The 24347-nt window shown below is 74.0% G+C and carries 23 protein-coding genes; 7 read left to right on the forward strand and 16 right to left on the reverse strand.

Annotation, left to right across the window (positions count from 1 at the left end; translation table 11 throughout):
- Positions 1-84 precede the first annotated feature (84 nt).
- The 3 genes from pruA to ACQP0T_RS20010 all read left to right on the forward strand — a co-directional run bounded on the left by pruA (position 85) and on the right by ACQP0T_RS20010 (position 3511).
- Complete coding sequence (pruA, locus tag ACQP0T_RS20000) at positions 85-1713, forward strand: L-glutamate gamma-semialdehyde dehydrogenase (protein WP_433873790.1); 1629 nt, start codon at positions 85-87, stop codon at positions 1711-1713.
- Between the two features lie 109 nt (positions 1714-1822).
- Complete coding sequence (locus ACQP0T_RS20005; RefSeq protein WP_433869455.1) at positions 1823-2752, forward strand: proline dehydrogenase family protein; 930 nt, start codon at positions 1823-1825, stop codon at positions 2750-2752.
- Between the two features lie 75 nt (positions 2753-2827).
- Entirely contained in the window at positions 2828-3511 is a 684-nt protein-coding gene (locus tag ACQP0T_RS20010; protein WP_433869456.1) for a Pr6Pr family membrane protein, read from the forward strand.
- Here the strand turns inward: ACQP0T_RS20010 and ACQP0T_RS20015 are convergent.
- The 9 genes from ACQP0T_RS20015 to ACQP0T_RS20055 all read right to left on the reverse strand — a co-directional run bounded on the left by ACQP0T_RS20015 (position 3462) and on the right by ACQP0T_RS20055 (position 12458).
- Positions 3462-5075: a hypothetical protein gene (locus ACQP0T_RS20015; RefSeq protein ID WP_433869457.1), complete on the reverse strand. Its 1614-nt coding sequence runs from the start codon at positions 5073-5075 to the stop codon at positions 3462-3464. The two genes, ACQP0T_RS20010 and ACQP0T_RS20015, sit on opposite strands and share 50 nt — an antisense overlap.
- Positions 5076-5194: 119 nt before the next feature.
- Complete coding sequence (locus ACQP0T_RS20020; protein ID WP_433869458.1) at positions 5195-7324, reverse strand: hypothetical protein; 2130 nt, start codon at positions 7322-7324, stop codon at positions 5195-5197.
- Positions 7325-7566: 242 nt separating this feature from the next.
- Positions 7567-7980: a CBS domain-containing protein gene (locus ACQP0T_RS20025; RefSeq protein ID WP_433873792.1), complete on the reverse strand. Its 414-nt coding sequence runs from the start codon at positions 7978-7980 to the stop codon at positions 7567-7569.
- Between the two features lie 138 nt (positions 7981-8118).
- Positions 8119-8490, reverse strand: coding sequence for a GH32 C-terminal domain-containing protein (locus tag ACQP0T_RS20030; protein WP_433873794.1), 372 nt, complete (start codon positions 8488-8490; stop codon positions 8119-8121).
- Between the two features lie 13 nt (positions 8491-8503).
- Positions 8504-8785 (reverse strand): HPr family phosphocarrier protein, encoded by a 282-nt coding sequence (locus tag ACQP0T_RS20035; protein WP_433869459.1) that lies wholly within the window; start codon positions 8783-8785, stop codon positions 8504-8506.
- 43 nt (positions 8786-8828) lie between these two features.
- Positions 8829-10304 carry a PTS fructose transporter subunit IIC gene (locus ACQP0T_RS20040; RefSeq protein ID WP_433869460.1) on the reverse strand — a complete coding sequence of 492 codons (1476 nt, stop codon included), beginning with the start codon at positions 10302-10304 and terminating at the stop codon, positions 8829-8831.
- Complete coding sequence (locus ACQP0T_RS20045; RefSeq protein WP_433869461.1) at positions 10301-10762, reverse strand: PTS sugar transporter subunit IIA; 462 nt, start codon at positions 10760-10762, stop codon at positions 10301-10303. The genes ACQP0T_RS20040 and ACQP0T_RS20045 overlap by 4 nt, the downstream gene beginning before the upstream one ends.
- Positions 10759-11703, reverse strand: coding sequence for a 1-phosphofructokinase (gene pfkB, locus ACQP0T_RS20050; RefSeq protein WP_433869462.1), 945 nt, complete (start codon positions 11701-11703; stop codon positions 10759-10761). Before pfkB ends, ACQP0T_RS20045 begins: the two co-directional genes overlap by 4 nt.
- Positions 11700-12458 (reverse strand): DeoR/GlpR family DNA-binding transcription regulator, encoded by a 759-nt coding sequence (locus ACQP0T_RS20055; protein ID WP_433869463.1) that lies wholly within the window; start codon positions 12456-12458, stop codon positions 11700-11702. The genes pfkB and ACQP0T_RS20055 overlap by 4 nt, the downstream gene beginning before the upstream one ends.
- Before the next feature lie 111 nt (positions 12459-12569).
- On the opposite strand from ACQP0T_RS20055, the gene ACQP0T_RS20060 reads away from it, so the two are divergent.
- Together ACQP0T_RS20060 and ACQP0T_RS20065 are read left to right on the forward strand one after the other, a co-directional pair.
- Positions 12570-14213 carry a putative PEP-binding protein gene (locus tag ACQP0T_RS20060; protein ID WP_433869464.1) on the forward strand — a complete coding sequence of 548 codons (1644 nt, stop codon included), beginning with the start codon at positions 12570-12572 and terminating at the stop codon, positions 14211-14213.
- Positions 14214-14333: 120 nt separating this feature from the next.
- Positions 14334-15539 carry a glycerophosphodiester phosphodiesterase family protein gene (locus ACQP0T_RS20065; protein WP_433869465.1) on the forward strand — a complete coding sequence of 402 codons (1206 nt, stop codon included), beginning with the start codon at positions 14334-14336 and terminating at the stop codon, positions 15537-15539.
- A 15-nt stretch (positions 15540-15554) separates the two neighbouring features.
- On the opposite strand, the gene ACQP0T_RS20070 is transcribed toward ACQP0T_RS20065, so the two are convergent.
- Together ACQP0T_RS20070 and gdhA are read right to left on the reverse strand one after the other, a co-directional pair.
- Positions 15555-16520, reverse strand: a complete 966-nt coding sequence (locus ACQP0T_RS20070) for an arsenic resistance protein (protein WP_433869466.1) — start codon at positions 16518-16520, stop codon at positions 15555-15557.
- A gap of 88 nt (positions 16521-16608) precedes the next feature.
- Positions 16609-17964: an NADP-specific glutamate dehydrogenase gene (gene gdhA, locus ACQP0T_RS20075; protein ID WP_433869467.1), complete on the reverse strand. Its 1356-nt coding sequence runs from the start codon at positions 17962-17964 to the stop codon at positions 16609-16611.
- Between the two features lie 250 nt (positions 17965-18214).
- Here gdhA and ACQP0T_RS20080 point away from each other — a divergent pair, with 250 nt between their 5' ends.
- Both ACQP0T_RS20080 and ACQP0T_RS20085 read left to right on the forward strand, forming a co-directional pair.
- Complete coding sequence (locus tag ACQP0T_RS20080) at positions 18215-19675, forward strand: MFS transporter (protein ID WP_433869468.1); 1461 nt, start codon at positions 18215-18217, stop codon at positions 19673-19675.
- A 111-nt stretch (positions 19676-19786) separates the two neighbouring features.
- Positions 19787-20281, forward strand: a complete 495-nt coding sequence (locus ACQP0T_RS20085) for a hypothetical protein (protein WP_433869469.1) — start codon at positions 19787-19789, stop codon at positions 20279-20281.
- A gap of 8 nt (positions 20282-20289) precedes the next feature.
- On the opposite strand, the gene ACQP0T_RS20090 is transcribed toward ACQP0T_RS20085, so the two are convergent.
- The 5 genes from ACQP0T_RS20090 to ACQP0T_RS20110 are packed head-to-tail and all read right to left on the reverse strand — an operon-like array spanning position 20290 to position 24310.
- A complete protein-coding gene (locus ACQP0T_RS20090) occupies positions 20290-21306 on the reverse strand; it encodes a DUF5914 domain-containing protein (RefSeq protein ID WP_433869470.1) in 1017 nt (338 codons plus the stop codon).
- Positions 21303-22874: an FAD-dependent oxidoreductase gene (locus ACQP0T_RS20095; RefSeq protein ID WP_433869471.1), complete on the reverse strand. Its 1572-nt coding sequence runs from the start codon at positions 22872-22874 to the stop codon at positions 21303-21305. The genes ACQP0T_RS20090 and ACQP0T_RS20095 overlap by 4 nt, the downstream gene beginning before the upstream one ends.
- Entirely contained in the window at positions 22864-23616 is a 753-nt protein-coding gene (locus tag ACQP0T_RS20100) for a class I SAM-dependent methyltransferase (protein WP_433869472.1), read from the reverse strand. The genes ACQP0T_RS20095 and ACQP0T_RS20100 overlap by 11 nt, the downstream gene beginning before the upstream one ends.
- Positions 23613-23954, reverse strand: coding sequence for a lycopene cyclase domain-containing protein (locus ACQP0T_RS20105; protein WP_433869473.1), 342 nt, complete (start codon positions 23952-23954; stop codon positions 23613-23615). Before ACQP0T_RS20105 ends, ACQP0T_RS20100 begins: the two co-directional genes overlap by 4 nt.
- The gene (locus tag ACQP0T_RS20110; protein ID WP_433869474.1) at positions 23951-24310 is read right to left on the reverse strand and encodes a lycopene cyclase domain-containing protein; all 360 of its coding nucleotides are present in this window, start codon (positions 24308-24310) and stop codon (positions 23951-23953) included. The genes ACQP0T_RS20105 and ACQP0T_RS20110 overlap by 4 nt, the downstream gene beginning before the upstream one ends.
- Positions 24311-24347: the final 37 nt, after the last annotated feature.

The following is a 24347-nucleotide window of genomic DNA, read 5'->3' on the forward strand; positions in this document are numbered from 1 at the left end:
CGCGACCGCCGCGAACTCCTAATCTCCTAGTAACGAACCTCACGGCTCCAGCGCGGGGCCGGCTTCGAAGGGAGGCGAATGGCCGTGGACGCCATCACGTCAGTACCGGTGCCGGCGAACGAACCGGTCCAGGGCTACGCGCCGGGCTCGCCGGAGCGGGAGTCGCTGCAGAAGCGGATCGCCGAGCTGGAGTCCGAGCGCATCGAGCTGACCCAGACCATCGCCGGCGAGCAGCGGATGGCCGGGGGCGAGCGCTTCGACGTCGTGCAGCCGCACGACCACGCGCACGTGCTGGGCACCAGCGCGCAGGCCACCCGCGCCGACGTCGCCGACGCGGTGCGGGCGGCCAAGGACGCCGCCGCGGAGTGGGCCGCGACCCCGTTCGATGAGCGGGCGGCGGTGCTGCTGCGCGCCGCCGACCTGATCTCCGGGCCGTGGCGCGACACCATCAACGGCGCCACCATCCTCGGCCAGTCCAAGTCGGTGCAGCAGGCCGAGATCGACGCGGCCTGCGAGTTCATCGACTTCCTGCGCTTCAACGTGCACTACGCGCGGCGGATCATGGCCGAGCAGCCCAACTCGGTGCCCGGGGAGTGGAACCGGATGGACTGGCGCCCGCTGGACGGGTTCGTCACCGCCATCACCCCGTTCAACTTCACCGCGATCGCGGGCAACCTGCCCACCGCCCCGGCGCTGATGGGCAACACGGTGATCTGGAAGCCGACCCCCTCGCAGCAGTTCGCCGCGCACCACACCATGCGGGCGTTCGAGGCCGCCGGGATGCCGCCGGGCGTGATCAACCTGGTCACCGGCGACGGTCAGGCGGTCAGCGAGGTCGCGCTGACCGATCCCGACTTCGCGGGACTGCACTTCACCGGCTCCACCGCCACGTTCAAGAAGCTGTGGCGGACCATCGGCGAGCACCTGGACGACTACCGCAGCTACCCGCGCATCGTCGGGGAGACCGGCGGCAAGGACTTCATCGTCGTGCACCCGTCGGCCGACCCGGCGCCGCTGGCCACCGCGTTCGCGCGCGGCGCGTTCGAGTTCCAGGGCCAGAAGTGCTCGGCGGCCTCCCGCGCCTACGTCCCCCGGTCGATCTGGGAGGGCGGCCTGCGCGAGGAGCTGGTGGAGCTGACCCGCGCCATCAGCTACGGCGACGTCACCGACTTCAGCCACTTCGGCGGTGCGGTGATCGACGCCCGCGCGTTCGCCAAGCACCAGGCCGCGCTGGAGCGGGCCGCCGCGACGCCGTCGCTGGAGGTGCTGGTCGGCGGTGGCTGCGACGACTCCACCGGCTACTTCGTCGAGCCGACGGTGCTGGTCGGCACCGACCCGACCGACGAGGCGTTCACCACCGAGTACTTCGGGCCGATCCTGGCCGTGCACGTCTACGACGACGACCGCTACGCCGAGATCCTGGAGGTGGTCGACTCCTCCAGCCCGTACGCGCTGACCGGCGCCGTGTTCGCCACCGACCGGGCCGCGGTGGAGCAGGCGCACCGGGTGCTGCGGCACGCGGCGGGCAACTTCTACGTCAACGACAAGCCCACCGGTTCGATCGTGTCCCGCCAGCCCTTCGGCGGCAGCCGGGCCTCCGGCACCAACGACAAGGCCGGATCGCTGCTCAACATCCAGCGGTGGACCAGCCCGCGGGCGATCAAGGAGACCTTCGTCGCCCCGGTCTCGCACACCTATCCGCACATGGGCTGAACCGGCGCGTCCGCGCGACGGCGGGTCGCGACGGGCACCGGTCCCCCGGGAGCCCGTCGCGACCCCCGGCACCCGCCCGCACCGCAGATCACTCCCGAAGGAGAGCGCCATGCTCCGCAGCAGCATGCTCGCCGCCGCCCGGTCCCGCGGCGTGCGCCGGCTCGTCGAGGCCAACCCGCTGACCGGCAAGGTCGTCGAGCGCTTCGTCGTCGGCACCGGCCCCGAGGACGCGGTGCGGGCGGTCCGCCGACTCGGCGCCGACGGCTGGCTCGTCACCCTCGACCACCTGGGCGAGGACACCTCGGACACCGAGCAGGCGGCGACCACGGTGCGGGCCTACCGGCACCTGCTGCGGCTGCTGGGCGAGGAGGGGCTCGCCGACCGCGCCGAGGTGTCGGTGAAGCTCTCGGCGGTCGGCCAGTTCCTGCCCGCGGACGGCGAGAAGGTGGCGTTGGACGGGGCCCGGCGGATCTGCGAGGCCGCCGCCGCGGCGGGCACCACCGTGACGCTGGACATGGAGGACCACACCACCACGGACTCCACCCTCGGCATCCTGCGCGACCTGCGGGTGGACTTCCCGTGGGTGGGCGCGGTGCTGCAGGCCTACCTGCACCGCACCGAGCAGGACTGCCGGGACCTCGCGGGCGAGGGCTCGCGGGTGCGGCTGTGCAAGGGCGCCTACGCCGAACCCGCCTCGGTGGCCTTCCAGCGCAAGGAGGACGTGGACCGCTCCTACGTGCGCTGCCTGAAGGTGCTGATGGAGGGCGCGGGCTACCCGATGGTGGCCACCCACGACCCGCGGATGGTGGCGCTGGCGGCCGAGCTGGCGGCGCGGGCCGGGCGCCGACCGGACGACCACGAGTACCAGATGCTCTACGGCATCCGGGACGCCGAGCAGCGGCGGCTGGCGGCCGAGGGGAGCCGGATGCGGGTCTACGTCGCCTACGGCGAGGAGTGGTACGGCTACTTCATGCGGCGGCTCGCCGAGCGCCCGGCCAACCTCGGCTTCTTCCTGCGCTCGTTGATCTCGTCGAGCTGATCACCGCCCCGTCCGGGGTCGCCGTTCCCCTACACTGGGTAGCGAATATTCTTCGCATTCCCTGGGGGAACACCCGTGCTCCGAGCGCTCGCCGTGCTGTTCCGGCTGGCCATCGCCGTCATCGCGGTCGTCGGCATCGTGCTGACCGTCGGCGACGGCAGCTTCAGCGGCTCGCTGGTCTACTTCACCGTGCAGAGCAACGTGCTGCTCGCGGCGGCCTTCGCCTGGTCGGCGGTGGCCTCGGCGCTCGGCCGCGGCCACCTGCCCCCGGCGCTCAAGGGCGCGGTGACCGTCTACATCCTGATCACCGGCCTGGTGTTCAACCTGGTGCTGGTGGACACCGCGGCCGACGAGTTCGCCCCGGCCCACGTCCAGCCCGCCGCGGAGCAGCTCGGCAGCGACCTGCTGCACAGCGTCACCCCGGTGCTCGCGGCGCTGGACTGGCTGCTGTTCGCCGCGCACCGCAGGCTGCGCTGGTCGCACGCCGCGCTCTGGCTGGTCTACCCGTTCGGCTACCTGGCGTTCGCGATGATCCGCGGCGGCTTCGTCGACGGACCGGACCGCTACCCCTACCCGTTCATCGACGTGGACGCGCTCGGCTACGACGGCCTGCTGCTCAACGTGGTCGTCTACGCGGTGGCGTTCTGGCTGCTCGGCAGCGCGCTGGTGCTGCTCGACCGGCTGCTGCCCGGCGAGCGCACCGCACCGGCTACGCCGCGGCCGGCCGCCGCCGAACGTGCAGGTTCACCAGCGCCGTGAGGCCGAAGGCGCAGCCGAACGCGGCCAGCATCGCCACCGCCATGCCCACCTTGTCCGTCGCGATGAACGGCGGGACGAACGCGGGCAGGTAGGCGGTCGCCTCGGAACCGGACAGCCCGACCAGCGCACCGCCGAGCCCGGCGCTGAGCAGCGCCCCGGCGAAGACCCGCTTGTCGGCGAACAGGAACGGGTAGGACGCCTCGACGAAGGTGCCGAAGCCGAAGTTGACGACCGCCCCGGAGGCGGCCAGCGCGCGTTCCCCGCCGGTGCGCGGCAGCACCGCGTTGGCCAGGGTGACGCCCAGGCTGACCATCACCAGCGCCACCATGTCGATCGCGCCGAAGAAGCTGTGCCCCTTCTCGCCCATCTCGACCAGCACCAGCGGCAGGATCACCGCGTGGTAGACGCCGCCGATGATGGCCGGCCACATCGCCAGCCCGGCGACGGCCCCGGCCAGCAGCGGGTTGAACGCCACCAGGGCCTCGATCCCGGTCTTGACCCCGGCGCCGAGGGCGTCGGTCACCGGGGCGAGCGCTCCGTGCACCACCAGTCCGCCGACGAGACCGGCCAGTCCCCCGCTGACGATGTTGGCGGTGGTGGCCGGGAAGCGGCGCGCCAGCGTCCAGCCGAGCAGGGCGGCCGCGAGCACCCCGGCCAGCACGCCGCCGACCAGTCCGCCCAGCACGCCGCCGGGCACCGCGAGCACCCCCGCGACGACCCCGGCGACCAGCCCGACCTCGTCGAGCCCGGAGACCCGGCGGGCGGCGACCGCAGCCACCACCACCGGCAGGCCGTCCATCAGGGTGTCGAAGACCGGGCCGAGGAAGTCCATCCCGGGGATCTTGCTGACCGCCAGCACCAGGGCCAGCGCGATGAAGGCCGGGATGCTGCCGACCATGATCCCGCGCGGGCTGATCCGCCGCCACGGGCTGCCCGCCGCCGCGGTGGTGGCGCTGCCGATCGAGGGGCGGTACTTCAGCCCCCAGTGGCGGGCCAGCCCGGCGGCGTAGGAGACCGCGCGGGTGGCGCTGGTGGTCCCGGTGGTGCCGGAGGCGGCGACGAGGTCCAGGCCGAGCGCCCGCGCCCCGGCCAGCGAGGTGCCCCCGGTGCCGCCCGCGGGCAGGCCCGCATCGGCGGCGGCCCGCACGGTCAGGTGGTTGATGTCGTCGGGATCGGCGCTGACCAGCACGATCCCGTCCACCTCGCCGGTCCGGACCGCCTCGGCGAGCTGCCCGTCGCGTTCCCGGGCGGCGGCGTTCACCGCCGCCAGCGGGCCCCGCTCCACGACCGCGGGCGCACCGTCGCGGAGCGCCCACAGCGCCGCCGGGGCGTCCTCGGCGATGCCGTCCATCGACCCCTCGGCGGCGACGAACTGGATCGCGGCGAGTTCGACGCCCGCGGCGGCGAGCTGGCGCCGGATGTCGCCGAGCAGCGCCGCCGGATCGTCCCCGCCGTGGCTGTGCAGGTTGCCGCCGCTGCTGCCGAGGACCGCGACGCGCTTGGCCCGCGGCCGCGCGGCGCCTGCCGCGGCGTCGCCGGACGCCGGGTGGGTGGGCTCGGACATCGGACTCCCCTGGCTGCGACGGCACACCGCGGTCCGCGGCGCGGGGCATCCTAGCAACGCACTAGCCCGATCGGGTGAGACCGAGTCCGGCCCCGCAGCGCTCGGCTACAGCCGGGACCTCACTGGTAGGCCCAGTAGCCGAAGGAGCGGTAGTTCGGGTAGGGGCCGACGTACTCCTGGGTGGGCGCCATCCGGATCTCGATGGTGTCGGAGGTGACCCGCTCGGCCGGGATGGTGATCACCGACTCCGCCCAGCCCCGGGGGTGCGGTTCGAGGAGCTGGTTGCCGATCTCCACCCCGTCGACCTGCACCCGGACCTCCCGCGCACCGGTGTAGGCGCCGGGCTTGGGTTCGGTCGAGTCGTGCCGCATGACCAGTTCCACCGGCTGCCCCGGGGTCAGCCCGTTCAGGGTGAACTCCTCGGTCCCCCAGACGTGCCGGTAGCTGTCGACGACCTCCCGGCCGCCCGCCTCGACGGTGTGCAGACCGGTCGCGGGCTGGAAGTTCCGGCGGGGCGGGTCGATGCTGTGGTCGTGCGCCTCCTCGTCGGCCATCGACCCGACGTTGAGCCGGTCGCGGAGCTGCCCGGAGACCTCGACCAGCGGCTGCGCCCCGCTGCCCAGCTCGCTCCAGTCGGCCCGGTAGACGGTCATGTTCGGCAGCGCGAGCATGGTGGTGCCGAACACCGATCCGTCGGCCAGCTCCTCCAGCCGGATGCCGTCCGGCATCGCGTCGTAGATGGCGATGTAGTCCGGTCGCTGCTGCGCGGTCCACCCGCTGAGCACCTCGTACAGGCTGCCCATGCCGTTGATCGCGGCGTCGGCCACGCCGTTGGTGGTGAGCCCGACGAGGTCCACCGTCTCGTGCCCGCCCAGGTAGGCCGCGGCGCCGACGTCGTGCACCCCGATCGAGGCGTCCGGCGGCAGGTGCCCCTTCATCCAGGTGGCCAGGGCCACGATCCGGGTCCGGATCGACTCCGAGTCCCGCCCGACGTTGTTCGCCCACAGCGGCAGCGACACCGCGGTGAACACCAGCGCGACGCCGAGCAGCGCGGTGGCCGCGCGACGCCCGGCACGACCGGCCAGCCAGGTCGCCACCGAGGTGAGCCCGACCACGCAGGCCAGCGCGAACAGCGGCAGGAACGGCTGGAGGTAGCGCACCTGCTGCCACAGCGCGGTGGCCATCGTCGAGATCGCCAGCACCGCCAGCGCCATCCCGGCCGCCATCGCCAGCCCGACCTGCCTGCGCACGCCACCGCGCGCGGCCAGCGCCACCACGCCGATCGCGGCCACCGCCAGCGCACCGGGGAACGCGAAGTCCTGCCTGCTCAGCCCGCTGAGGATGGACAGGAACTCGCGGGCGTTGGCCGCCACCCCGCCCGCGAACTCGCCCCAGGTGAAGTGCGGGGCGCTGAGCAGGGACTTGGCCTGCGAACCGTTCGGCGACGAACTCCCGGTCGCGGCCTCGTAGAACAGCAGCTGGGCGCCGGTGACCCAGATCGGCAGCAGCGCCCACAGCGACCACCCGGCCGCCCGCGCGGGCCGGTGCCTGCGCCACGCGGCGACGAGCATCAGCAGCACCAGCGGTGCCAGGAAGACGAACGCCTCCAACCGGCACAGCGCGGCCAGCGCGACGACCGCGGGGGTGACCCGGAACAGCGCGCGCGGCGCCTCCGCGGTGAACGCCAGCAGGGCGGCGACCAGCAGCAGCGCGGTGAGCGACACCTCCATGCCGCTGGTTGCGCCCCACAGCAGCGGCCCGCTGAGCGCGGCCAGCACCCCGGCCCAGATGCCGGTGCGCCGACCGGACAGCCGACCGCCGAGGACCACGACGCCCGCCGCCGTCAGCGCGTGGCAGACGACGCCGAACAGCACCGCGGCGGGCAGGAACAGCGCGCCCTGCACGCCGAGGAAGTACAGCGCGCCGAGCAGCACCACGTACAGCAGGCTGCTCGCGCCGGTGCTGATCGGATCACCGGTGTTGTACTGCAGGAAGTGCCCGGAGCCGATCTGCTTGGCGTACTGCATGTGGATGTAGGCGTCGTCCAGCGGCGGGATGTAGCGCCCGCCGTTGTAGTACAGGTTCACCCCGACGAAGCCGAGTCCGGCCAGCAACCCGAGTCCGAGCACCCACCACGGGGCGCGCTCCCGGCGGCGGAGCGTCCCGGGGCGGCGGGCGGTGCGCACCGAGGGCGGCGGATCCGCCGTCGCCTCCAAGTCGGGGGCGACGAACTTCTGCTCGATGGTCACGCGCGCGGACTCCTCTCCCGGTTCGCGGGGCTGTCGATGCGACCGCACCCGCGCGGGGAAGCCGCGGCGCGCTGAACGACGGCGGTTGCTGGCACGCCGGGAACACGCCAGCCACGCCGACAACGTTCACCAGAAAGAGTTAACTGTGATGTGGATCACCTATGCGGTCGACGCGCCGCCGAGCCCGGGGGCGGCGACGTCGCGGCACCGGCGAACGGCGCCGACGTCACCGCCCCCGGCGGTCAGCGGGACAGGGCGTCGACCAGTTCGCCGGTGCGCGAACCGGGGAGCGAGCGGGCGACGTCGGACAGCGCGATCATCCCGACGAGCCTGCTGCCGTCGATGACCGGCAACCGCTTGACCCCGTGGCGGGACATGGTCGTCATGACCTCCTCCAGCGGGTCGTCGGCCCCGATGGTGACGGCCTCGGCCTGGTTGAGGTCGCCGGCGGGGAAGGTGCCCGCGTCGCGCCCCTGGGCGACGACCTTGACCACCAGGTCCCGATCGGTGACCACGCCCTTGATCTTGTCGTCCGGTCCGCACAGCGGCAGGGCACCGACGCCCTGATCGGCCATCAGCCGCGCGGCGTCGGCCGCGGTCTGGTCGGTGCGGATGCACCGGGGATCGCCGGTCATGATCTCGCGTGCCGTGTTCACGGCCATGTCGCACCTCCACGACGAGGGGCCATCGTTCCCGCCGTGGGTGCTACCCACCGGCCGGGCACCCGAATCCCGCCGCCGACCGCGGCGGGTGGACCGCCGCGGTCCGCCACCCGCACCGCTCCGGCAGACCCCTCACGCGGTCAGGTCGAAGACCTCCAGCGACGGGACCAGGACCCGACCGCCGGTGGCGAACGGCCGGAGCGCGTCGCTCCCGGCGTCGGGGAACACCGGCTCCGTCAGGACGGCCTGGCCGCGGTCGGCGTAGACCTCCACGCAGGACCGGTCGGCGATCAACCGCAACCGCAGCACCCCGTCGGGCAACGCGAGCAGCGGTGCGCCGTGCTTCGCCGGGAACGTCGCGCTGACCGGGGTCGACCCGGACGCCGTGCGGTCGACGACCAGCTCGCCCGCCGCGACGTCGTAGCCGACGCGGGTGCGCCCCGCCTCCCCCGCGAAGACGTCGAGCCCGAACGACGTGGCCGTGTCGAGCCGGAACTCGGCGATCGGGCCGCGGCGGTCACGCGGTGACGGGCTCTTCGTCGAGGTCCTGCTCCAGCAGCGCGGCGAGCGCGTCGAGCGCTTCGGGGCTGTCGGAGGTCAGCTCCACCTCCTCCCCGTGCCGGGCGCCGAGGGTCATCAGGGCGAGCACGCTGGCTCCGTCGACGGGCGTTCCGGGCCGGCCGTCGGTGACCTTGGCGATGGTCACCGGGGACGGCTGGGCGGCGGCCTGCTCGGCGAACAAGGCCGCGGGCCTGGCGTGCAGGCCGACCGAGGCGGCGATGGTGGCGCGTCGTTGCATGGGGACTCCTCCCGGGTCGATTGCTGCTCGTGCGGGGCCGAGCTCAGGCGGTGGCGGCCGTGGTGGTCGGCGCGGGGGTCCCGGGTTCGGTGCCGCCGCCGATCCGCTTGGCCACCAGCACCGCCCCGGCGGCGACGACCACGCCCGTGGCGATCGCGAGCAGGTACGGCAGCGCGTTGCCCGCCAGCGGCAGCACGAACAGCCCGCCGTGCGGGGCGCGCAGGGTGGCGCCGAAGGCCATCGACAGCGCCCCGGTGGTGGCCGAACCGACCACGATGGACGGGATCACCCGCAGCGGATCGCTCGCGGCGAAGGGGATCGCGCCCTCGGTGATGAACGAGGCGCCGAGCAGCCATCCGGTGCGCCCCGCGTTGCGCTCGGCCGGGGTGAACAGCCTGCCGCGCACCGCGGCGGCCAGCGCCAGGGCCAGCGGCGGGACCATGCCCGCGGCCATCACCGCCGCCATGATCTCCAGCGAGGTCTGGTTGCCGATGCTCAGGCCGCCGACCGCGAAGGTGTAGGCGACCTTGTTGACCGGTCCGCCCATGTCGAAGGCGATCATCGCGCCCAGCAGCCCGCCGAGCAGCGCCGCGTTGGCCCCGGACAGGCTGCCGAGCCAGTCGGTGAGCCCGGTCATCACCGCGGCGATCGGCTTGCCGATCAGCACGAACATGACGGTGCCGACCACGAGCGAGCCCACCAGCGGCAGCACCACCACCGGCATGATCCCGGCCACCGCGCGGGGGACGCGGACCCGGCGCAGCCCGGCGACGACGGCACCGGCGAGCAACCCGGCGACCAGGCCACCGAGGAACCCGGCGCCGACGGTCACCGCGGCGTAGCCGCCGACGAACCCGGGGGCGATCGCCGGGCGGTCGGCCATGGCGAAGGCGATGAACCCGGCCAGCACCGGTACCAGGAACTCGAAGGCCCCGGTGCCGATCTGGTTGGTCAGCGCCGCCCAGCTCGCCAGGCTCGCCGCGTCGAAGTGCTCGGTCACGTCCGGGGCGTCGCTGATCCGGTACCCGCCGAGCGCGTAGCTCAACGCGATGAGCAGGCCGCCCGCGGCCACGAACGGGATCAGGTAGCTCACCCCGGTCATCAGCCACTGGCGCAGCCGGGCGGCCGGCCCGGCACCCGACTCGACCGCACCGGTCCGCTCCGGCGGCGCCGCCGGTTCCGCGGCTGGGGCGTCACCGGGCTCGGCGGGCCGCCCTCCGGCGGCGGTCCGCGCGCGGTCCAGCAGCGCCGCGGCGTCGTTGATGGCCTGCTTGACCCCGGCCTCGACGAGCGGCTTGCCCGCGAAGCGTTCGCGGTCCTGCACGCCGACGTCGGCGGCGAAGATCACCGCATCGGCCGCCTGGATGTCGGCCGCGGACAGCGGGGCGGATCCCGCCGAACCCTGGGTCTCCACCCGGATCTCGGCCCCGGCGTCCTTCGCGGCCTGCTCCAGGGACTCGGCGGCCATGTAGGTGTGCGCGATGCCGGTCGGGCAGGCGGTCACGGCGACGAGCCTCATGGCGCGACCTCCCCGCGCACGTACTCGGCCAGCGCCGCCGGGTCGTCGGCCTCGCGCAGCGCTTGCGCGAACTCCGCGCGCACCAGCCGCCGGGCGAGCGCGGCGAGCACGGCCAGGTGCGCGTCCCCACCGCCTGCCGGTGCGGCGATGAGGAAGATCAGCGTCGCGGGCCCGTCCGCGGCGCCGAAGTCGACGCCCGCGGCGCTGCGGCCGAAGGCCAGCGTCGGCGCGGTCACCGCCGACGAGCGGCAGTGCGGGATCCCGATCCCGCCTTCCAGGCCGGTGGCCATCTGCTGCTCGCGGGCTTCCACGTCGGACAGGAAGATGTCGAGGTCGGTGACGCGCCCGGCGTCGGCCAGCCGCATCGCCAGCGACCGCACGGCTTCGCGCCGGTCGTCGGCCCGGAGGTCGAGGTCGACCAGGTCGGGCGTGATCAGTTCGGTATCGGTGGGCGTCATGCCGCCGCTCCAGTGAGGCTCAAGGATTCGTCCACTTCGTGCACCCGCACCGATGCCGTGCGCACCTGGTGCGGACCGGGCATCCGGGAGCCCGCGAGCCCGACGGCGGCGGCACCGTGGGCGACCGCCGCGCGCAGGGCCGAAGGTCCGGTGCCGCCCGCGTGCAGGAAACCCGCCAGTGCCGCGTCTCCCGCTCCGACGGTGCTGCGCACCGCCGCCGCCCGGCTCGTCGCGTGCCAGGCTCCGCTGTGCTCCACCAGGAGCGCCCCGTGCTCGCCGAGGCTGACCAGGACCGTCCGCACCCCGGCCGCGCGCACCTCGGTGGCGACGGCGAGCACGTCGCCGAGCCGCCGCAGCGGCCGGCCGGCGAGTTCGGACAGCTCCTGGAGGTTCGGTTTGATCAGGTCCGGTCCCGCCTGGCAGGCCGCGGTCAGAGCCGGGCCCGAGGCGTCGACCGCGACGCGCGCTCCCGCACCGCGTCCGGCGCGCACCAGCCGGGCGTGCAGATCGGTGCCGTCGCCCGCGGGCAGGCTGCCGGAGCTGACCAGCCAGTCGGCCCGCGCGGCGAGCTCGGCCGCCTTGCCCTCCAGCGCGGCGCGTTCGGCACCGGTCAGCTCCGGGCCGGGCTCGTTGAACTTGCTCGTGGTCCCGCCGGCTTCGACGACGGTGACGTTGCTGCGGGTCGCCGCCTCGATCGGCACCTCGACCACCGGCACCCCTTCGGCGGCGAGCAGTTCCGCCATCCTGGCCCCCTCGGCGCCGCCGGAGGGCAGCACCGCGACCGCCGGGCGCCCGGCCGCGGTGAGCGCCCTGGCGACGTTGACGCCCTTGCCGCCCGGGTCGAGCCGCGCGGGGCCGACCCGGTGGATCGCCCCGGGCACGAGGGCGTCCACCAGGACCGTGCGGTCCAGGCTCGGATTCGGGGTGACGGTGACGATCATGCCGCCACCACTTCGGTCTCGGCGGTGAGTTCGGTCCACGCCGCCTCGTCCAGACCGTCGTCGGTGACGACCACGTCCATCTCGGCGAGCCGGGCGAACCGGCTGAACTGGTCGTCGCCGTACTTGCTGTGGTCGGCCAGCAGCACCCGGCGCCTGCTCGCGGTCACCATCGCCGTCTTCACCGCGGCTTCGGCCGCGTCGGGCGTGGTGCAGCCGCGCGCCGCGGAGAACCCGTTGGTGCCGAAGAAGCCGACGTCCACGGTCAGCCCGCTGAGCACGTTCAGCGCCCAGGACTCGACCGAGGCCAGCGTCGTCTCCCGGATCCGCCCGCCCAGCAGGTGCAGGGTGCAGTTGCTCCGGGTGGCGAGCTGGTTGGCCACCGGCAGCGAGTTCGTCACCGCGGTGAACTCCCGGTCGTTCGGCAGCAGCGCGGCCAGCCGCGCGGTCGTGGTGCCCGCGTCGAACAGCAGCGTGCCGCGCGGGGGCAGCAAGTCCAGAGCGGCGCGGGCGATGCGTTCCTTCTCGGCGGAGTTGGTCCGGTCCCGCAGGGACACGCCGGGCTCGAAGTCGAGGCGTTCCACCGGGATGGCGCCGCCGTAGACCCGGCGCACCACGCCGCGTCGTTCCAGCGCGCCGAGATCGCGCCGGATCGTCTCGGGGGCCACCTCGAACTCGGTCGCCGCGGTCATCACGTCGATGCGCCCGTCGCGGCGTGCCCGCTGCGCCAGGAGCTGCTGCCGCTCCGCCCCGTACATGCCCGTTTTCCTCCGGTTGATATTTGGTGTTGCCCGAGTATGCCCCTTGTTGCCATATTGTCAAGGCCGTGCGAACGGCGGATGAGCAACGCGCAACCCGAGGGGAGCTCCATGACCGGCAGCAGCACTCCCGCCGTCCCATCCGGGGTCGGCGTCAGCCCCGGCCGCGCCTCCGGCCCGGTCGTGCGGGTCGCCGAGCCCCTGCCGGAGCCGGCTCGCGGTCCGGCACCGGCCGACCCGGCGGCCGAAGCGGCCCGGATCCGGCCCGCCGCCGAGGCCGTGGCGCGGCAGTTGCGGACCCGGGCAGCGGCGGCCGCGGGCGCAGCCCGGTCGGTGCTGGAGACGACGGCCGCGATGGCGGTCGACCCGACGTTGCTGGCGCAGGCGGAGAAATCGGTCGCCGAGCGGTCGCTGCCCGCCGCGCGGGCGGTGCACGAGGCGGCCGAGCAGGTCGCCGAGATGCTGGCCGCCGCCGGCGACTACCTCGCCGAGCGGGTCCGCGACGTGCGCGACGTGGCCGACCGGATCCGGGCCGAGCTGGGCGGGGTCGCGCCACCGGGCGTTCCGGTGCTGACCGGTCCGAGCGTGCTGGTGGCCCGCGACCTCGCCCCGGCCGACACCGCCGACCTCGACCCGGAGCTGGTGCTGGCCCTGGTCACCGAGGAGGGCGGCCCCACCAGCCACACGGCGATCCTGGCCCGGGCGCTGGGGATTCCGGCCGTCGTCGCCGCCCGCGGTGTCCTCGCCGCAGCGGCCGCGGGCGCCACCGTGGACGGTGACGGAGGTGTGGTCGAACTGCACGCCGCGCCGGTACCCGCCGTGGCCGCACCGCGCAGCCGCGGCGACTGGCACGGCTCCGGCACCACCGCCGACGGCCATCCGGTCAAGCTGCTGGCCAACATCGGCTCCCCCGCGGACGCGCGCGCCGCCGGGGCGGCGGACGGCGTCGGGCTGTTCCGCACCGAGTTCTGCTTCCTCGCCGCCACCGCCGAACCCGGGGTGGCCGCCCAGCGCGCCGCCTACGCCGAGGTGCTCGCCCCGCTGCGCGGGAAGCCCGTCGTGGTCCGCACCCTCGACGCGGGCGCGGACAAGCCGCTGCCGTTCCTCGACTCCGGAGCCGAACCGAACCCGGCGCTCGGCGTGCGCGGACTGCGCCTCGCCTTCGACCGGCCGGACCTGCTGCGGCGGCAGCTCGACGCGATCGCCGCCGCGGCCGGGGACACCGGCGCCGACGTGTCGGTGATGGCGCCGATGGTCGCGACCGCCGAGGAAGCCGCGTGGTTCGCCGACCTGGCCCGGGAAGCCGGGCTGGACCGCATCGGCGTCATGGTCGAAACCCCGGCCGCCGCGCTCAGCGGCGCGGCACTGCTCGACGTCGTCGACTTCGTCAGCATCGGCACCAACGACCTCGCGCAGTACACCTTCGCGGCGGACCGGATGACCGGCGCGCTGGCGGGGCTCAACGATCCGTGGCAGCCCGCGCTGCTCCGGCTGATCGCGATGCTGGCCGACGCGGGCCGCGAGCGCGGCACACCGGTCGGGGTGTGCGGCGAAGCCGCGGCCGACCCGGCACTGGCCGCGGTCCTGACCGGGCTCGGGATCACCAGCCTGTCCATGACCGCGGCCGCGCTGCCCGCCGTCGGCGCCCGCCTGGCCCGGCACGCGCTGGCCGACTGCGAGCAGGCCGCGCGGGCCGCCCTGACCGCGACGGGCGCGGACGCCGCGCGCACCCGCGCCCGCGACGCCCTGGGCTGAGCCACGGCGGGTTGCTTGCCGTTCACCGGGCCTCCGGGCGGTCGACAGCGCGAATCCAGGCGGGCTCCACGTGCGGGCGGCATCCTCACCGGTCGAAGTGGTCGAACACCAGGAGGGTCGATGCCGCACCTGTCGATGCGGCGGCGGCAGCCGCGCGCGACCGGCACCGCCGCGGCGCCGCGCGGGGACCGGCGTCCGCGACGGGCGCCCAGGACCGCCCTCGTCGGCCTGGTGGTGGCCTGCCTGTGCGGCGGGCTCACCGCTCCGGCGACCGCCGAGCCGCGTCCCGGGCCGGGGCGCTTCGACCTCCAGGCGCACCGCGGTGGTACCGGGCTCGTGGTGGAGAGCACGCTCGCGGCGTTCGCGAACGCGCTGGAGCTCGGGGTCAGCACCCTGGAGCTCGACGTGCAGATCACCGAGGACCGCCGCGCCGTGGTCACCCACGACCGGCAGGTCTCGGCCGCGGTGTGCCAGGACACCGAACCGGCCTTCCCCGGCGACCCCGAATACCCGTACGTCGGCAAGTACGTGCGCACCCTGACGCTGGCGCAGGTGCGCACGATGGACTGCGGCTCGCGGACCAAGCCGCAGCACCCGGGGCAGCGACCGGTCCCGGGCGCCCGGATGGCGCTGCTGTCGGAGGTGTTCGACCTCGTCGAGCGCTACCGCGCCCACCAGGTGCGGTTCAACGTCGAGACCAAGGTCGAAGCCGCCGCCCCGGACGAGACCGCACCCCGCGAGCAGTTCGTCCGCATCGTGGCCCGCGAGGTGCGCGAGGCCGGGCTGCTGCACCGGGTGAGCGTCCAGAGCTTCGACTGGGGCGCGCTGATGCGGATGCGGGAGGTCGAGCCGCGGCTGCCGCTCGTGGCGCTGACCAACGGCGACTTCCTCGAGGTCGGCGAGCCCGGCGCCTCGCCGTGGCTCGGCGGGATCGACATCGACGACTTCGGCGGCGATCTGGTCGCCGCCGCCGACTCGTTCGGCGCCGACGCGATCTCGCCGGTGCACGGGATGCCGCAGGACGGCCGCGTCACCGACCCGGACTACCGGCCCTACACCACGCCCGGGCTCGTCACCCGCGCGCACGCGGCGGGGCTGGCCGTGATCCCGTGGACGGTCGACGACGAGGCCACCATGGCCGCCCTGATGGACGCCGGCGTGGACGGGATCATCACCGACTACCCGGACCGGCTGCGCGAGCTGATGGCCGACCGCGGGTTGAAGCTCCCCAAGCCCTACCCAGCCCCGACAGGCCCGGGCGAGCGGAGACCCGGCGAGCGCGGACCGGGCGAGCGAGGACCGGGCGAGCGGGGACCGGGCGACTGACGCCGCGTGCGGCGATCACCGGTCGGGCAGGAGCCGGGGCACCGCCCGGACGTAGGCGACCATGCCGACCACCTCGACGAGGGTCTGGGTGACCACGACGACCGCGGCGAGGGCCAACGCGTCGGGCAGCGCCAAGGCCAGCGGCAGGACCACCAGCGAGTTGCGGGTGGCACCGGTGAACACGATCGCCCGCGCCTCCGGGACCGCGAGCCGGAACAGCCGGGCCACGCCGAGACCCGCGAAGGCCATCACGACCAGGAAGAGCACGTAGAACGGCACGACCCCGGCCACGTCGGCGAGGCCGCCGCGCAGCTCGGGCACCTGGGAGGCCACCACGGTGAACAGGGTCGCGGCCATCAGCGGGACCATCGCCGTCCCCAGCGCGTCGGCGGTCCGCCGCCCCGCCGGACGGCGGGCCGCCCAGCCCTGGGTGAGCCAGGCGAGCGCCAGCGGGAGGGCGATGAGCACGACGAACGCTTCGAGGAACGGGCCGACCTCGACGACCTCGGCCAGCTCCGGCCCCAGGAACAGCAGCAGGTAGCCGGGGAGCAGCACCATCTGCGCCAGCAGCAGCAGCGGGGTGGCGGCCAGCAGCCGCCTGCTGCTGCCGCCCGCCAACCCGCTGAACGCGATCACGTAGTCCACGCACGGCGTCAGCAGGACCAGCAGCACGCCGAGCCGCACCGCCCGGTCGTCGGGCAGGAACGCGAACAGCGCCGCGACCACCAGCGGCACCACCGCGAAGTTCACCACCAGCGCCGCGCCCAGGAACCGCCCCGCCCGCAGCGAACGTCCCAGCTCGGCGACGGGCACCTGCAGGAACGTCACGTAGAGCAGGGCAGCGAGCACCGGGTTGATGGCGTGCTCCAGCCCCGGCGCCGCGCCGGGCGCGATCCAGCCCAGCAGGGCCCCGGCCACCAGGGCCGTCACGTAGACGGCGACCTGGTGCCGTTCCAGGCCGGATGCGGACAGCAACGGCATCGCTCCTCGCAGCGGTCGACGGCGGGCCCGCGAGCACGACCCGCGGGGCGGCACCTCCCGCGCCGCCACCCGAACCGGAGACCGGCGCTCAGATGACGCCGAGGTCGAGCATGGTGTCGGCGACCTTGATGAACCCGGCGATGTTCGCGCCGAGGACGTAGTTGCCCGGAGCGCCGTAGACCTCGGCGGTCTCCCGGCAGCCCTCGTGGATGTCGGCCATGATCTCCGACAGGCGCGCATCGGTGTAGTCGAAGTGCCACGAGTCCCGGGACGCGTTCTGCTGCATCTCCAGGCCGGAGGTGGCGACCCCGCCGGCGTTGGCGGCCTTGCCGGGCCCGAAGGCGACCCCGGCCTCCAGGAACACCTTCATCGCTCCGGGGGTGGTCGGCATGTTCGCGCCTTCGCCGACCGCGGTCACGCCGTTGCGCACCAAGGTGGTGGCCGCGTCCTCCGCGAGCTCGTTCTGCGTCGCGCAGGGCAGCGCGATCGCGCAGGGCACGTCCCAGATCGAACCGCCCTCGACGAACTTGGCGCTGCCCCGGCCCTCGACGTACTCCTTGAGCCGCCCGCCGCGGACCTCCTTGAGCTCCCGGACCGCCTCGACGTCGAGGCCCGCCTCGTCGACGACGTAGCCGCCGGAGTCGGACATGGCGATCACGGTGCCGCCGAGCTCCTCGGCCTTCCGGGCGGCGTAGATGGCGACGTTGCCGGAACCGGACACCACGACCCGGCTGCCGTCGAACCCGGCCCCGCGGGTGCGCAGCATCTCCTCGACGAAGTAGACCGTGCCGTACCCGGTCGCCTCGGTCCGCACCTGCGAGCCGCCCCAGTTGAGCCCCTTGCCGGTGAGCACGCCCGACTCGTAGCGGTTGGTGATGCGCTTGTACTGGCCGAACAGGTAGCCGATCTCGCGGCGGCCGACCCCGATGTCGCCGGCGGGCACGTCGGTGTACTCGCCGAGGTGGCGGTGCAGCTCGGTCATGAACGACTGGCAGAACCGCATGATCTCGGCGTCGGACTTGCCCTTGGGGTCGAAGTCGGAGCCGCCCTTGCCGCCGCCGAGGGGCAACCCGGTGAGCGCGTTCTTGAAGATCTGCTCGAAGCCGAGGAACTTGATCACGCCGATGTTCACCGACGGGTGGAACCGGAGCCCGCCCTTGTACGGCCCGAGCGCGGAGTTGAACTCGACGCGGAAGCCCCGGTTGACCCGGACGTCGCCGGAGTCGTCGACCCACGGCACGCGGAAGATGATCTGGCGCTCAGGCTCGCACAGCCGTTCGACCACCCCGGAGTTCAGGTACTCGGGGTGCCGCGAGAGGGCTGGTTCCAGCGATTCCAGGACCTCGTGCGCAGCTTGGCTGAACTCGGGCTGGTGCCCGTCCCGGAGCTGGATGGTCCGGTAGACGTCGGCCGTCAGCTGCAGGCCGTCGGGGGCTTGGTTCATCAAGGGTGCGGACTCCTCCACCATCGGACATGCAGTACGACCGTACTGCATATACCCCCATCGTGAAGGACGAGCGGCCGCATGTCACGACGGTGGAGGGCTCCGGTGGGCACCATCTCGTCCCCGGCGCCGGGCGACCACCCGGTCATGGGGTCCCGGTCGCGGAGGTGCTCGTCACCCAGCACGCTGGTCGCCGACCCGCATGGAACGCCTGATGGCCCGCGTGGAGCGCCTGAGGGGAGGGACGCCGGTGTCGGACGCCGCTGGACTGCGCACGATCCGGACCGAGATCCCGGCCCGGTTGGACCGGCTGCCGTGGTCGCGGTTCCACTGGTTGATCGTCTTCGGGCTCGGCACCGCGTGGATCCTCGACGGGCTCGAGGTGACCATGGTCGGCAACGTGTCCTCGCGGCTGACCGAGCCGGGCAGCGGCATCGAGATCACCGCCGGTCAGATCGGCCTCGCGGGGTCGATCTACGTCGTCGGGGCGTGCCTGGGCGCCCTGGTCTTCGGCCAGCTCACCGACTGGTACGGCCGCAAGAGGCTGTTGCTGATCACGCTGTCGGTGTACCTGATCGCCACCGCGGCGACGGCGGCGTCGTTCGAGCCGTGGTTCTTCTACCTCTGCCGGTTCTTCACCGGCGTCGGGATCGGCGGCGAGTACGCCGCGATCAACTCGGCGATCGACGAGCTGATCCCCGCCCGGTACCGCGGCCGGGTCGACTTGGCCATCAACGGCGGCTACTGGCTCGGCGCGGCCGGGGGCGCGCTGCTGGCCGTGGTCCTGCTCAACACCGCGGTGGTCGCCGCGGACCTCGGCTGGCGGATCGCGTTTTTGATCGGGGTCGTGCTCGGCTTCGCGGTGCTGCTGGTGCGCAGGCACGTCCCGGAAAGCCCCCGGTGGCTGTTCATCCACGGCCGCGACCGCGAGGCCGAGAACACCGTCGAGGGCATCGAACGCGCCGTCACCGAGCAGACCGGCCGGCAGCTCGCCCGGCCCGAGCAGAGCATCACCGTCCGCCAGCGCCGCTCCATCAGCATCGCCGAGATCGCCCGGACCGCGTTCCGGACCTACCCGCGGCGCAGCCTGCTGTGCCTGGCGCTGTTCCTCGGGCAGGCGTTCCTCTACAACGCGGTGACCTTCGACCTGGGCACCCTGCTCAGCGAGTTCTTCGCGGTGGACTCCGGGGCCGTGCCCTACTACTTCGCGATCTACGCGCTGGCCAGCCTCGCCGGTCCGCTGACCCTCGGGTGGTTGTTCGACACGGTCGGCCGCAAGACGATGATCTCCGGCTGCTACCTCGGCTCCGCCGCGCTGCTCACCGCGACCGGGTTGCTGTTCGTCGGCGGCGGGCTGACCTCGTGGACGTTCCTGCTGATGCTGGTCGTGACGTTCTTCTTCGCCTCGACCGGGGCCAGCGCCGCCTACCTCACCGTCAGCGAGATCTTCCCGATGGAGACCAGAGCCCTGGCGATCGCGTTCTTCTACGCCGTGGGCACCGCCGCCGGGGGCGTCGCCGGTCCCGTGCTGTTCGGCCGGTTCATCGAATCCGGCAGCGCCGAGCTGGTCGCCCTGGGCTTCTACATCGGGGCTGCGATCATGGCGCTCGGCGGGATCGCCGAGCTCGCGTTCGGCATCAAGGCCGAAGGCCGGTCGCTGGAGGACATCGCCACCCCGCTCACCGCCCAGCAGGACCAGTCCTCGTCCTGACGCCCCGCACGGCTCGACCGCACCGGTGCCGGAAAGATCCTGGACGTCACCCGGCTCCCCCGTGCTTTACTTCCCGCGGTGGGGGGCCGCCACCACGGGACCGAGGTGCGCATGCGGCTGTTGCTGGGGTGTCTCGCGTGCCTCACCGGCGCGGTGCTGTTCGCGGTGGGCATCACGTCCGTGCTGGTCGGATATGCCGAGCAGCGGCACGCCGACCGCGCCTACGTGGTCGGTTTCGTCCCCGGCTCCGACTGCGACGACGGCCACGAGCTGTACCTCCACACCGACGACGGGGCGGTGCTCGACTGCGCGGTGGGCGGGGTTTTCGGCAGTGGCCACGTCAGGCTGCCGGGTTTCACCGGCGCGCAGAACGACGAGGTGGAAGTCCTGGCCGAAGAACTCGGGGAGGACGGGTTGTCGACCACCGAGCAGCGGCGGATCCAGGGCCTCGTGGACGGCCACGTCGCCGCGGTGCCGCCCGCGGAACGGCCCTACGGCGCCGCCGCGGTCTCGGGCGGAGGGCGGATCTGGCTCGGTCTGGGCATGGTCGTCGCCGCCCTGCTCGGGATCGCGGGCACGCTGCGGCTGGTCCGGCGCCCGCGCTGACGGCGTGCTCAGCACTCCGGTGACGGCGAGGTCCGCAGCGCGTAGCGCCGTTCCGCGTAGGCCAGGTCGTCGCGCCACAACCGCGCCGCGGCGCGCTTCATGATCGGCCGGAGCACCGCGGCGGCGCCCCGCGCGACGGCGAAGCCGCGGCGGTCGGAACCGGCGATGACGGCCTCGATGACGGCGGACCGGTCCCGCCCGTCGTGGCCGCGCCCCAGCGGTGTCGCGTGCGTCTCGACGACGCTGCCCGCCCCTTCCCCGCCGACGATGCGCATCACGACGGTCCTCGGTTCGGGGCAGGTGAACTCCGCGTGCACGGGAACGCCGAGGCGTCCGGCGACGCGGAACGTCACCTCCACCAGGAACCGGTCGTCCCCGTCGCCCTGCCGCGGCGCGCTGAGCACCTTCAGCCGGGTGAACGAATGGGGGTGGAACCAGGCCCCGTGCCACGGATCGAGGCGATTGGCGATGATGTCCGTCGGCTCGCAGACCCCGACCATCGAGGCGACCGCGTCCACGCTCGCCGCCGCGGGCGGGCGCGCGGGGATGACGGGGGCGTCCCGCGGTTCCTCGCCTCCGACGCGGTCCATCCGCACCCACACCAGGACCCCGTCGTCGTGGCACGGCAGCGGGGTCCAGCCGTGCCCGGCCGCCGGGCCTACGCGGAGCCCGTGCCAGCGGCACACGAGCGCGTCGCAGTCCACCCTGGCGGTGTCCAGCGGTGCGCCCAGGTGCGGGCACGCCCCGGGACCGACGCGCAGCCGCCCCGCCGAGTCGCGCCACGCGACGAGCTCCACCCCGGCCACCCGGGAACCGTGCGGGCGGTCGGCGGTGATCTGCCTGCTGGCGCCGAAGACGTACCAGTTGCCCGAGGGCCTCGCCTCGGCGCGTGCGACGGCGGCCTCGATGATCGCCGGGGCGGCACCGCGGTAGGTGGGTTCCTGCTCCGCCCAGGCGCCTTCGACGACCGGTTGCAGCGGCCAGCCCCGGGGCCATCGCCGGTGCAGCAGGTCCCATCCGTTCACGGCCCCTCCTCCCGTCCGCGCGCGGCCAACCAGCGCAGCGCCGCCAGCCGCCCGCGGGTCGGCACGGAGCGCAGCGCGTGGCCCGGCAGGCCCCAGCGTTCGAGCAGGCAGTTTGCGGCGTGCCACCCGGTGGTGGCGGCACGTTCCATCAGGGCGACCGGGAGGTCGATCCGCACCCCGTCACCGGCGAGCACGAGACCGGGGTGCGGGGTGCGCACCCCCGGGCGCCCGGCGAAGTCGCCGGGCCCGAACAGCGGGCAATCGTCCTGGTGCAGGGCCGATTCGGCGACGATCCCGGCCCGCGCGGTCTCCGGGTACAGCTCGTGCAGCCGCCGCACCAGCTGCTGCCGCAACCGCGCGGTGTGCGCCTCCCGCCCGGGTCGGTCCACCGCGGGCAGGCCGTAGGCGTGCAGCTCGACGACCGAACCGCCGCGGTGCACCGCCCATTCCCGGGCGTCGCCGTCGTAGCGGTCGAGCACGCTGATGTTGTCCAGCGGTTGTAGCCCGCCCGTGGCCAGGAACGCGGGCCGGTGCGGTGCCACCCGCCGGTCGAGCCAGAGGCGGTGCACGAAGAACGGCGGGGCGGTGCGCAGGCCGCGCACCGCGTCGGACCACCGCGGTCCGGCCAGCTCCGGTGACGCCGCGGCGATGCGCTGGAGCCCCGCGACGTCGGCGGCCAGGACGACCCCGTCGGCTTCGACGGTGCTCCCGGTGTCGTCGTGGACGCGCAGCGCCCGGTGGGCGCCGACCGGTTCGACGCGGTCGACCGAGGTGCCGAAGCGGAAGTCGACGCCGCGGGCGGTCAGGTACTTCTGCAGCGGCGACCAGAGGCTCCGGTCGAATCCGGCGTCGGGGACGTCGAAGAGGATTCCTTCGTTGGAGCCGAGGAAGTAGAGGTGGAACATCATCGCGAGCTCCGCGGCGGACAGCTGCGCGGGCGGCGCGAAGAAGCTGCGGGAGAAGACCTCGAAGGCCAGGTGGCGCGCGGAATCCGGGAAGTTGATCCGCCGCAGGAAGGTCTCGGCGTCGAGGTGGTCCAGCCGGTGGTAGATGTCCGGCACCGCGACGTCGGCCAGCGGCGCCGCCGCGCGGTGGTCGAGCCGGAGGATGTCCCGCGCCCGGAAGGTCGGGCTTCGCAGCGCGAAGACCAGGGCGTTCCACGGAGGCGTGCGCGGCAGCCCGCGGAAGGTGTCGCGATTCCCCCGCGCGTCGACGAGCGGGTAGTCGTCCACCGCCGTCAGGCGTCGCAGTTCCGGGTCGGTGCGCCGCAGCAGGCCGCGCAGGTTGTAGTACTGCCGGAAGAACGCGTGGAAGCCGCGGCTCATGGCCACCGAGCTGCCGTCACCGATCTGCTCGGTCCATCCGCCCACCCGTCCGCCGAGGTGCGCCCGCCGCTCGACGAGCTCGACGTCCACACCGCGTTCGGCGAGTCCCGTCGCGGCGCAGAGGCCGGCGATGCCGCCACCGACGACGACCACCCGCGGCCGGGTGTCCGGACCGGCCCCCGCGCGGGCGGGCGGGGCCGGGTGCTCGACCATCCTGGGATCGGTACCGACTTCAGCGCCCATCGCGGTCCCGCCCCGGATCCGCCGGGCTGCGCGCGACGAAGGTGTGCACGATCCGCCGCTGCCAGCCCGTCATGGTCGCCTCGCGGACCTCCGCGAAACCCGCTTCCGCCAGCCTGCGGCGGAAGCGGGCCACCCCGTCGAAGGCCGCGACGCTGCGCCGGAGGTGCTGGAACAGCGTGCTGTCCCCGGTGGTGACGAACCCGGCGGGGATGATGACGCCCCAGCACACGGCCTGCCACACGGCCAGCGCGGGCGGCGAGTCGCGCACGGAGTACTCGTGCACGGCCAGGGTGCCGCCCGGTTCCAGCAGCGCGCGGAAGGCGCGCAGCCGCGCGTCCGGGTCGGCCAGGTTGCGGATCAGGTACGCGGCGAAGATCCCGTCGAAGGGGCCGCGCACCGCCGCCCCGGGCAGCTCCTCGATCGGCGCGTGCACGAACCGCACCGTCGGCGGCCAGCTCTTCCGCCGCGCCCGGTACAGCATGTCCGCCGAAGCGTCGACGGCCACGATCTCCGCGCTCGGCGCCACGGCCAGCAGGGCCGCGGTCGAGGCCCCCGTCCCGCACCCGGCGTCGAGCAGGCGCAGGCCGGCCCCCGCGTCCGGCAGCCGCATGCGGCGGGCCGACTCGCGGAGGTGCCGGTGGTAGCCCGGGTTGAGCGCCACGAGCGCGTCGTAGGCCGCCGCCGCGCTGCCGAAGGCCGCGGGCACCGCGTCCCCGCGCAGCCCGACCCTGGCGGTGTTCATCCGACGTCCCCTCCCCACTCGTGCCGCTCCTCCCGGGCGCGCCAGTGCTCCCACAGCAGCAGCACGGACGTCACCAGGGCGAACCCGTACAGGAAGTCCTCGACGGGGATGTCCCACGGGAACCGCAGGCCGCTGATGTGGTCCGGGTCGTAGCGCACGACCGGAGCGCTGAGCCTGGTCAGCCACCCGTCGACCGGGACCTGGAAACCCAGCACGATCGCCACCGTGATCCAGTAACCCGGCTTCGCGAACAGCCCGGTCCGGAGCAGCGCCTTCTCCCACGCGCACACCAGGACGACCGACAGCACCGCGGGCAGGGTGTAGCCGATGCCGATCACGGCCGCACGTCCTCTTCGTGCCGGGACCGCCGCGGGCGCCGCGCGCGGGCGAGCAGCGCCTCGACGCAGCCGTAGGTCAGCAGACCGCAGATCGGCACGACCACGAAGAAGAGCACCTCCTCCAGGGGCAGGCCGAAGACCACCCGCACCCCGGAGAGGTACAGCGGGTTGAACGTCCACACCCCGCCCGCGGTGGCGACCGCGTCCCAGGCCAGGAACACCGCGAAGACGGGCAGCAGGCTCTTGGCCAGCCGCACCGGTCGCCGGTAGACCTTCCCGCCGAAGAACTCCAGCGGCGCGGTGACCGCCACGCACGCGGCGAGGATGAGCAGGTAGCGAGCCTGGTCGAGGGTCATGCCCGCCCACCCCCCGGCGCGTTCCGGACCCGTGTTC

Source organism: Saccharopolyspora sp. CA-218241 (assembly GCF_050954615.1).
In the GTDB taxonomy this organism is placed as follows: Bacteria; Actinomycetota; Actinomycetes; order Mycobacteriales; family Pseudonocardiaceae; genus Saccharopolyspora; species Saccharopolyspora cebuensis.